At 67.0% G+C, this 9,627-nt stretch carries 9 protein-coding genes and 2 tRNA genes; 4 read left to right on the top strand and 7 right to left on the bottom strand.

What is annotated here, in order from left to right:
* Positions 1-174 precede the first annotated feature (174 nt).
* Positions 175-1,371 carry a site-specific integrase gene (locus C8D93_RS20055; RefSeq protein WP_110267047.1) on the bottom strand — a complete coding sequence of 399 codons (1,197 nt, stop codon included), beginning with the start codon at positions 1,369-1,371 and terminating at the stop codon, positions 175-177.
* A gap of 104 nt (positions 1,372-1,475) precedes the next feature.
* Positions 1,476-1,551, bottom strand: a tRNA-Phe gene (locus tag C8D93_RS20050).
* A gap of 166 nt (positions 1,552-1,717) precedes the next feature.
* On the opposite strand from C8D93_RS20050, the gene egtB reads away from it, so the two are divergent.
* Entirely contained in the window at positions 1,718-2,917 is a 1,200-nt protein-coding gene (gene egtB / locus C8D93_RS20045; RefSeq protein WP_110267046.1) for an ergothioneine biosynthesis protein EgtB, read from the top strand.
* Between the two features lie 3 nt (positions 2,918-2,920).
* The gene (egtD, locus tag C8D93_RS20040) at positions 2,921-3,886 is read left to right on the top strand and encodes an L-histidine N(alpha)-methyltransferase (RefSeq protein ID WP_110267044.1); all 966 of its coding nucleotides are present in this window, start codon (positions 2,921-2,923) and stop codon (positions 3,884-3,886) included.
* Here the strand turns inward: egtD and C8D93_RS20035 are convergent.
* The 5 genes from C8D93_RS20035 to thiS form a co-directional block, all read right to left on the bottom strand.
* On the bottom strand, positions 3,878-4,150 hold the full coding sequence (locus C8D93_RS20035; RefSeq protein ID WP_110267042.1) for an oxidative damage protection protein: 273 nt from the start codon (positions 4,148-4,150) through the stop codon (positions 3,878-3,880). The two genes, egtD and C8D93_RS20035, sit on opposite strands and share 9 nt — an antisense overlap.
* The gene (gene mutY / locus C8D93_RS20030) at positions 4,147-5,220 is read right to left on the bottom strand and encodes an A/G-specific adenine glycosylase (protein ID WP_110267040.1); all 1,074 of its coding nucleotides are present in this window, start codon (positions 5,218-5,220) and stop codon (positions 4,147-4,149) included. The genes C8D93_RS20035 and mutY overlap by 4 nt, the downstream gene beginning before the upstream one ends.
* Positions 5,217-5,801: an SRPBCC family protein gene (locus tag C8D93_RS20025; RefSeq protein ID WP_110267038.1), complete on the bottom strand. Its 585-nt coding sequence runs from the start codon at positions 5,799-5,801 to the stop codon at positions 5,217-5,219. The genes mutY and C8D93_RS20025 overlap by 4 nt, the downstream gene beginning before the upstream one ends.
* Positions 5,798-8,182 (bottom strand): AsmA family protein, encoded by a 2,385-nt coding sequence (locus C8D93_RS20020; protein ID WP_110267036.1) that lies wholly within the window; start codon positions 8,180-8,182, stop codon positions 5,798-5,800. Before C8D93_RS20020 ends, C8D93_RS20025 begins: the two co-directional genes overlap by 4 nt.
* A gap of 163 nt (positions 8,183-8,345) precedes the next feature.
* A complete protein-coding gene (thiS, locus tag C8D93_RS20015) occupies positions 8,346-8,546 on the bottom strand; it encodes a sulfur carrier protein ThiS (protein WP_110267034.1) in 201 nt (66 codons plus the stop codon).
* A 50-nt stretch (positions 8,547-8,596) separates the two neighbouring features.
* On the opposite strand from thiS, the gene C8D93_RS20010 reads away from it, so the two are divergent.
* Together C8D93_RS20010 and C8D93_RS20005 are read left to right on the top strand one after the other, a co-directional pair.
* Positions 8,597-8,670, top strand: a tRNA-Gly gene (locus C8D93_RS20010).
* A 110-nt stretch (positions 8,671-8,780) separates the two neighbouring features.
* Positions 8,781-9,627: tyrosine-type recombinase/integrase (locus C8D93_RS20005; RefSeq protein WP_146216686.1), on the top strand; the 847-nt coding region annotated here is incomplete at its 3' end.

Genomic DNA, 9,627 nt, shown 5'->3' with positions numbered 1-9,627 from the left:
GACGCCCGCCGACTATGCACGGCAGCTCGCTGCCACAGCGATATCATCAACTCACGGGCTCTAATCGAAACGCTACTCAACGCGGGGTAACGTCGGATGTTCACGGGTGCCTCCAGGGGGTAAGTGAGGGGAACGTCGACAAAGTCAACGATGCGGGGTCAGCAACCGCGCGAATTAGGAAGAGCTTTCCGATTCGTTCAGCCCGTTGCTGGTTGTGGGCCCTGCTCGGTGTTGGTTTTGACGTTGGGTCCGCTCGCCGGTTCTGGCGAGCTTCATCGCAATGCGATCAGCTCGTAGGTGGCTGTACCTCTGAAGCATGCTCAACGTTTTGTGCCCGCTGACCGCGGCGATTTCCATGTCGCTCAGGTCTGTTTCTTCGTACAGACGGCTAATGGCTTCATGGCGAAGGTCGTGAAATCGAAGCCCCTGAAGCTCTGCGCGCCGGACAGTGCGATTCCAAGCGGTTCGGATTGATTCAGCATTGCCAAATACGAGACCTTCCCGCGTCTGGGTCATGCCTGTAAGGACTTCGATCGCAATTGGACACAGGGGGATCGATCGCGGCGCGCCGTTCTTCGTAATAGGGATCAGCACAACTCGACGATCAAGGTCGACGTGGCGCCATTCGATTCGACCAAGCTCCCCCAGCCGTACCGCCGTGCGAAGGGTGAAGCGGATGGCGTTATAGAGGTCGACCTTTGCGTTCTGCCCCTTGCTATATTCCAGCGCCGCCTCCAGCAGACGTTGCTCCTCACTCGGTGCTACTGACGACCTGTTTCGTGCGGGATTGTCCAGGCGCCGATCACGAGGTTGGTTTTCTTTGCAGCGTAAGCCGCGCACGACGGGCGTCCGCAGTTCGTCAAGGCCCCACCGGGTGATCGCAACGGTATAAAGATGGCTGATCAGCGCGAGATCGCGGTTCACGGTCGAACCTGACACGCTAGGCCTTGTGCTGGTCCCGTCGATCCGCCGCATCACGAATTCTTGTAGCGTCGACACCGTGATTGACCAGAGCGGCATCTCGCAGAGTGCGGTCTCCTCGCTGAGCAGCCGGTCGATCTGCCCCTGCTCATGGATCCGGTTCTGCTTGAACGCGGTGACCTCGGCGCTGTATCGCGACAGAGCCGCCCCCAGGGTCAGCGATCGGCCTTTTTTCCACGTGTCGAAGCGACCGGAATCCGACAGGTCGACAATTCCGTCGATCCAGCGTCGCGCGTCGCGTTCCGACGCGAATGTCTGCGTGACCGCTTCACCGCCAATAATGATGCGGGCGCGGTACTGATGTTTGCCCCGTCGCTCGACGGTTCCAGTTGAGCGTCTGCCCATGCGTTCCTCCAAGACACATGGCAGGTACCTGATGGCCAGCAGCACACGATCTCGGGGACGAGTGCGGACGATTTCGTCCCAATAACGTCCCAAGCTCGAGCGCGAGGAGAAATCGCGCCAGATAAAAAATCATCAAAATCAAGGACTTATGGTGGCCGGGGACGGAATCGAACCGCCGACACGGGGATTTTCAATCCCCTGCTCTACCAACTGAGCTACCCGGCCAATGCGTGTGTAACGCGTGCCCGGCGTGGGAGGGCCGGGCGAAGAGCGCGGTATTAAAGCGGCGGGGCCGGGCCAAGTCAAGGAAGATGCGCTCGTTCAGCTGCGGTTTTTGACCGAGGCGACACGGCTGGCTAGGCTGGCGTCCCACCCAGGCGCAGGACTTTCCATGCAGCACGTCCGTAGCGGGGCGGGGGCAACGGCTTCATCCGGCTTGCTGGCGCGCTTCGCCGAAGTGCGGCGGTGTTCCCTGCAGCTGGTGGAAGGGTTGAGCCCGGAGGACTGCCAGGTCCAGAGCATGGCGGATGCCAGTCCGTTGAAGTGGCACCTGGGGCACACGACCTGGTTCTTCGAGACCTTCGTGCTGCCCGCGCTGGATCCCGATTTCGCGCGCTTCGATGCGCGTTTCGCGCACCTGTTCAATTCCTACTACAACGGCGTGGGCACGATGCACGCCCGTCCGCTGCGGGGGCTGCTGACGCGGCCCGACCTCGAGACGGTGATGAGCTATCGCGCCCATGTCGATGCGGCGGTGGAGCGGCTGTGCGCGTCGTCCGATCCGGCGCGCTGGGCAGAGCTGCTCGAGCTGGGCCTGCAGCACGAGCAGCAGCACCAGGAGCTGATGCTCACTGATCTTCTGCATGCCTTCTCGTGCAATCCGATGCAGCCGGCCTATCGCAGCATGCCTCCGGCGACGGTTGCGGATGTGCCGCTGCACTGGCGGCGCGTGGAGGCGGGGCTGCGGATGATCGGGCACGCCGGCGACGGCTTCGCCTTCGACAATGAACTGCCACGCCACCGGGTGTGGCTCGATGCCTTCGAGATGGCCTCTCGGCCGGTGACGAACGCCGAGTACCGCGCGTTTATCGAGGACGGTGGTTATCGCGATCCCCTGCTGTGGCTGTCCGCCGGCTGGGCGCAGGTGCAGGACGAAGGATGGCAGCGGCCGATGTACTGGTCCGAAGACAACCGTCACGCCTTTGGCCTTTACGGCCTGCAGCCCTTGCAGCCGCATGCGCCGGTGTGCCACCTGAGCTACTACGAGGCCGACGCCTACGCACGCTGGGCTGGTGCCGGCCTGCCGACCGAGGCGCAGTGGGAGGTGGCGATGGCCGTGCATGACGCGGACCTGGCTGCCGCGGGTCAGGTCTGGGAATGGACGTCGAGCGCCTATGCCGCGTACCCGGGGTTCCGGCCCGCGGCCGGTGCGATCGGCGAGTACAACGGAAAGTTCATGTGCGGGCAGTACGTTCTGCGCGGCGGTTCGGCGGCGACGCCGCCGGGGCATGGCCGCCTGACGTACCGCAACTTCTTTCCACCGTCGGCGCGCTGGCAGTTCAGCGGCCTGCGGCTGGTCCGGGAGCTCTGAGCGATGGCGACGATGTCCACACCGCGCCGCGTCGAAGCGGGTGCGTCGGCGTTTCTCGCCGACGTGCTCGCCGGCCTGTCGGCGACGCCCAAGGCGATTGCGGCCAAGTATTTCTACGATGCGAACGGCTCGGCGCTGTTCGACCGCATCTGCACGTTGCCCGAGTACTACCCCACGCGCACCGAGCGCGCGATTCTTGAGGCGCATGCCGGAGAAATGGCGGCGGCGCTTGGCGCACGCGCCCTGCTGATCGAACCCGGCGCCGGCAGCAGCGAGAAAACGCGCGTGCTGCTGCGCGCGCTCGAGGAGCCCGCGGCTTACGTGCCCGTGGACATTTCCGCGGAACACCTCGAGCACAGCGCGCAGGCCCTGCGTGCCGAGCTGCCGCACATCGAGGTGTTGCCGGTGGCTGCCGACTTCACTGCCGGCTTCGCCGTGCCCAGACCGCAGCGCCAGCCGCTGCGACGGGCGGTGTTCTTTCCCGGTTCCACGCTCGGCAATTTCGAGCCGGACGCTGCGCGCCGGCTGCTGGCGGGCTTCCGTCCGCTGGCGGGGCGCGATGGCCGGCTGCTGCTCGGGGTCGACCTGCAGAAGGACATCGACGTGCTCGAACGTGCGTACGACGATGCGCAGGGCGTGACGGCGCAGTTCAACCTGAACCTGCTGGTGCGCATCAACCGCGAACTCGGCGGCAACTTCGATCCCGCGGCGTTCCGCCACGTGGCCTTCTACGACCGCGAGCGTGGCCGTATCGAGATGCACCTGGAAAGCCGCAGCGACCAGGTCGTCAGCGTGGCCGGCCGCCGCTTCTGCTTTCGCGCGGGCGAGCGGCTGCATACGGAGAGCTCGTACAAGTACACGCCCGACTCGATCGCCGCACTCGGCACTGCGGCCGGCTGGAGACCGCTCAGGCAGTGGACCGACGACCGCGGCTGGTTCGCGCTGGCACTGTTCGCGCCCTCACTCTGAGGGCGGCACGTACCCGGTTTCCGCGGTCTTGCCGTCGCCGAAGAAGTAGCGCTCCATCTCCTGGCTGAGGAATCGTCGCGACTGCGCGTCCGCCAGCACCAGCCGGTACTCGTTGATCAGGCGCGTCTGGTGTTCGATCCAGCCCTGCCACGCCTGTTTTGAAACGTTCTCGAAGATGCGCTGGCCCATCGGCCCGGGCAGCGGAGGACGGTCGAGACCCTCGGCGTCGGTGCCGAGCTTGATGCAGTGAACGGTGCGGCTCATGTCGAAACGGTCAGGTCGAGTGAGGCAAGCAGCTTGCGAACCGGCGCCGGCAATCCCAGCGCCGCCAGTTCGTCAAGACTAACCCAGCGCTGGCGTCCGGACTCGGCGACGCCGCCGGACCGCGACAGCGTGAAGCGCAGGGGCTGCAGCTCCAGGTCGAAGTGCGTGAAGGCGTGATGCAGCTGCGGCAGGGTCTCGATGCGGTCGGCAGCGTCGAGCAGGGCGTGGCCGCCGTCTCCGGACAGCGCATCGTCGTCGAGCATCGGCGGGCACCACAGGCCGCCCCAGATGCCGACCGGGGCGCGGCGCTCGAGCAGCAGTTCGCCACGCGCATTGAAGGCCAGCAGCATCCGCGCGCGTCGCCGGGCGCGCGGCTTTCGCGGTCTGGCCGCCGGATAGCGGGCCACGGTATCGGTGATGCGGGCGATGCATTCGGCAGATACCGGGCAGGCCGCGCAGTCCGGACGCCGGGCGGTGCAGATCGTGGCGCCGAGGTCCATCAGCGCCTGCGTGTAATCCGCCAGGCGATCGTCGGGCAGCAATGCCTCGGCCACGACCCACAGCCGCCGCTGCACCGCCGGCGCGCCGGGCCAGCCGTCTATCGCGCGATGTCGGGCGAGCACCCGGCGCACGTTGCCGTCGAGGATGGCGGCGCGCGCGCCCCAGGACTGGGCCGCGATCGCGCCGGCCGTCGAGCGGCCGATGCCGGGCAGCGCCGCGAGCGCGTCGAGCGAGCGCGGGAACTGGCCGCCGTGCTCGTCGACAAGCTGCCGCGCGCAGCGGTGCAGGTTGCGCGCACGGGCGTAGTACCCGAGGCCCGACCATAGCGCGAGCACGTCGTCGACCGGCGCGGCCGCCAGCGTTGCGACATCGGGGAATCGTTCGAGGAAGCGCCGGAAGTAGGGGATGACGGTGGCGACCTGCGTCTGCTGCAGCATGATCTCGGACAGCCACACGCGGTAAGGCTCGCGCGGATGCTGCCAGGGCAGGTCGTGGCGGCCGTTCAGCTCGAACCATGCCAGCAGGCGCGTGGCGAATTCCGGCGGCCGGTCCGCCGCGACCGCACTCACGGTGCCGTGTCCGCCGCGACCGAGGTGGCGAGCGCGCGTCGCTCGATGCCTTCGGCGGTCGCGATCGCCTCGCGCCGCATCGCACGCTCGATCGCCCACGGGCCGATCACCGGCGGCACCCAGAAGTCCGGTTCGAGCTGCGCGTCGAACCGCAGGCAGGTGACGCCGTCGCAATCGCGCAGGCGCCAGCGCGCGTTGCCGAAGCGCAGGTTGCTCCGCTCGGGCAGCACCGCGGCGTTGTACCCGCGCGCGTCGTCCCCGGCGATCGGCCACATGTCCTGTACCTGGTCGAGATGCCGGCAGAACAGCCACACGCAGACCCGCACCCGGGTGTACAGGCGCTGGGCGCCGGCAGGCGCGCCGTCGAGCAGGCGCACTTCCTCGACGGCGTCGTTGATGCGCGGCAACTCGTCGAAGTTGCCCAGCACGCGGTAGCTGTCCTCCAGCGGGACGTCGAGGCGCGCACTCAGGGTCATGCCGAAGCGGGCCTCAGTGCGCGTGACTTCGAGTTTCTCGATCTCCGCGGCGGCGGCCGGCAGGATGGCGCAAACCGCCAGCAGTGCGGCGGGCCCCGCCCTCACTGCGCCGCCGGTGCGGGCGTCGCGCTGGGAGCAGGCTGGGCGGCGGGCGCCGCCGACTTTGCACCGGTCTCGGGCGCCGGTGTCGGCGTGGCCGCCGGTTGTTCGTCGCGCTTGCGGCGACCGCCCAGCAACTCGCCGAGCTTGTCGCCGAGTTTCTCGTTGAGCCGCTGCTTGATCTGCTCTTCCGACGTCTGCCCCGGTTCGAGGTCGAGCTCCTCGGCGAGCTTGTCCTGCAGGGCGCCTCGTGCGCGCTGCTTGAGCGCGTCCTCGAGTGCCAGCTTGTAGCTCGGCGAGAACAGGTTGCCGCGGATTTCGATCGGGATCGTCAGGCCCTTGAGCTGCTCCAGTCCTTTGCCGCCCTGGCCCTTGCTCGTCTCGACGACCGTCGGCTTGGCCAGAAAGCGGATCGTCTCCTGGGCCAGATCGATCTCGCCGCTGCCGGCGAGGCGGAACGCCGGGCTCGCCGCGGACAGGTCTTCGGTCCTGAGCACGCCGTTGACGATGGTCGCCGTTGCGCTGATGGTCGCGAAGTCCGTCTCCAGCGGTCCGGTCTCCGCGGGCGCCGCCTGGCCGGAGAGCATCGCCTCGCCCTTGCGCAGGATCTGCCCCAGGTTGAAACCCTTGATCGCGCCGTTCTCGGCTTTCACCGCGACGCTGCCGCTGAGCGTGCGGCGCAGTTCACCGACGGTCGTGCCGCGACCGGTCAGGTCCACGTTGACGTTTCCCAGTCCGCTCACGTAGTCCTTTCCCAGCAGGTCGCGGAGAAACGGGGCGGCATCGAGCGCATTGAGCTGGGTCTTGACGGCGAACGCCGGCGTACCGGGATCGCTGTAGCGATTGCTCAGGTTCAGGTTGCCGCCGTAGAGCTTCGCCGACAGTTCCTGCGTCTTGGGGGCCTTGCCGCTGCCGCTGAGCGTGAGCCGCACATCGGTGAGCTGCAAGCCGTTGATGGTCAGCTTGCCGATGTCCACAGTGCCGTTGGCGTTGAGCGCTTCGAGCGCCTCGGTGGGCAGTTCGATGCCGTTGATGTCGCCCGCGTCCTTGTCTTCGCCGCCGGTGCCTTGGTCCGCTGTCTTGGGGGGCAGGTAGCGGTCGGCATCGATGGCGTCGACGCGCAGCGCCAGCTGCAGGGCCTGGGTGGCGAAATCGGTGATCGCGACGCGGCCCTGCACCGTGGTGTCGTCGAGCTTGAGGGTCAGCTCGTCGAGCGTCGCGCTGCTGAAGCTGCCGCTGTAGCGCGTGTTGAGACTCGCGCTGCGCAGCACCTGGTCGTCGGCCGTCTGCAGCTCGATGCCGAGCGTGTCGAGCAGCGCGCGTGGCGAGAACGCTGCGACCGAGACCGGCCCGGAGAGGCGCGGGCGCTCGCTGCCGAGGCCTTCGCCGCGAATCTGCGTGGTGACGACGACGCCTGCCGCCTCGATGCGACCATCGTCGAAGGCCAGCGTGCCCTGGCCCTGGTCGAAAAGCGCCTGCCCGGACAGCCGAAGCGTCTGCGAGCCGCCGGGAACCGCGGCGCCGCTGGCCTTCGCCTCGAGCTTCAGCTCGCGTGTTTCGAAGCGCATCGAGCCGGTATCCGCCAGAACGCCGCCGCGCAGCGTGACGTCAACATCGACGTCCTCTCCGCCCATCGCCTTCTCTGCGCGCGCCTTGATCGCGGCGTCGATCGCGTCGAGCAGGATGGTCTGTGCGTCGGCATCGCGCGTCATCGTCGTGCTGATCCGGATCTCCACCGCCGCCTTCGGCTTCTCCGCGTAGGCGACGAGATCGGCTTCGAGGTCGACCGGTTCGTCCGGCACCAGGGTGCCGGTCTTGAGGTTGAAGGGTTCGAGCCGATAGCTCTGCTGCGTCTGCGCGTCGCTGTAGCGGACGACGGCGTCGCTGATCGTCACGCCCTCCACGTTGATCAGTTCGAACTTCACGCCGCCATCGGTGGGTGCCTCGGCCGGCGGCGCATCTTCGTCGGCCGCGTCCTGCTGGCGTTCCAGCAGGTCCTGCCAGTTGGACCGGCCGTCGGCATCGATGGCCAGATTCAGGCGCAGGCCGTCGAGCGTTACGCTGCTGACCTCGATCTGGCGATCGGCCAGCAGCGGCATCAGCTTCACGCCGACACCCAGTTGCCCGATGTGGGCGAACGGCTCGTCGCCGAATCCCTCGGCGTTGCCGAGCGTGGCGTCGTCGACCGCGACGCGCAGCCACGGGAAGACGCGCAACTCGATGTTGCCGACCTCGAAGCTGCGCCCGGTCTGTTTCTGGACAGCCTCGGAGATCTGCCCGCGGAAGCTGTTGGGGTCGAACAGCAACGGCAGCGCCACCGCCGCGACGACGAGCAGCAGGAGCAGTCCGCCGAGGACGAACAATACGATCTTGAGAGGCTTGGCCATGATCCCGATCGCCGGTAGTGGATTGCGGCCGGACAGTGTAGCGGCTGGATTCTGGCCGCTGGGTGAATCGTGACCGGGCGGAGGCTGCGCGGACGGTGTCCCTGGCGCGGCCGAACTCGCCGATCAGGCCCCGGCCCGGCCCTTCATGGTCGGGCCCCGCGACTCACCCGCCCCCGATCGCGTGGACGATCAGCAGCTCGTCGCCGTCGTCGAGCACCGTGGCCGGGTACTGCGAGCGCGGCACGATCTCGCCGTTGCGCTCGACGGCGATGCGTCGTCCGCCGAGGTCCAGGCTCTCGACGAGATCGGCGAGCGTCTGCGCCGACGGCAGGGGGCGGACTTCTCCGTTGACGGTGATCTGCATGGGGAGCGTGATCGGGACGCAGGGCTTGGACTACAATGCCGGTCCGCTGAGCGGGCGTAGTTTAATGGTAGAACAGGAGCTTCCCAAGCTTCTAGCGTGGGTTCGATTCCCATCGCCCGCTCCACTGCATCATTCTGCGGACTTCCGCAGAAGTCCAAGAGAGTCTGCAAGTCGTTGCCACACAAGGACTTTTCCTCTCTTTGACGTTCTGCCGCGGTCCACTGGAGCAAGAGCATGGCACTCTCAGACCTGGCCGTTCGACAGGCCAAGGCAACCGGCAAGGCATACACCCTCCCTGACTTGGATGGCCTCTCCCTGGCCGTCACCGCTGCAGGGGGCAGGACTTGGCACTTCCGCTACTACTGGGCGGGCAAGCAGAAGCGGATGTCGCTCGGCACCTACCCGGAGGTGACGCTTCGCGAGGCCCGCAGCCTGCGCGACGAAGCGCGCGCCCTGCTGGCCAAAGGCACCAATCCTCGCGTACACCGCAAGCAGAAGCGCACTGCTGTCCGGCTCGCCGACGAAAACACCTTCGAGGCGGTGTATCGCAAGTGGCTCAAGCATCGCGGGCTCACCCTCAAGGAAGGCCGGCAGACGACCCTCTCGATACTTCCGCGCATCTTCGACAAGGATGTGCTGCCCACCTTGGGCAAACGGTCGATCTATGAGATCAAGCGTCCCGACCTCTTGGAGGTGATCGCCAAGATCGAGAAGCGCAGGGCGCTCTCCGTCGCCGAGAAAGTCAGGACGTGGTTCAACCAACTGTTCCGCTACGCGCTGGTGATCGTGCCGGGCCTGGAGCAGAACCCTGCCTCCGATCTCGATGTGGTGGCGCTGCCGCTGCCACCCGTCAACCACAACCCGTTCCTGCGCATGGCCGAGCTGCCGAAGCTGTTGCAGAGGCTGCGCAGCTATCGCGGCAGGCGGCAGACCCAGCTCGGGCTGCGGCTATTGCTGCTGACCGGCGTGCGAACCGGCGAGCTGCGACAGGCGACGCCGGATCAATTCGATCTGGACCGCGGGCTGTGGATCATCCCGCCCGACGTCGTGAAGCAACTCCAGTTGGATATGCGCAAGAAGC

Origin of the sequence: Sinimarinibacterium flocculans, from assembly GCF_003201205.1 — a bacterium.
Classification (GTDB): Bacteria; Pseudomonadota; Gammaproteobacteria; order Nevskiales; family Nevskiaceae; genus Solimonas; species Solimonas flocculans.
This window is presented reverse-complemented; position numbering and strand designations above follow the sequence as displayed.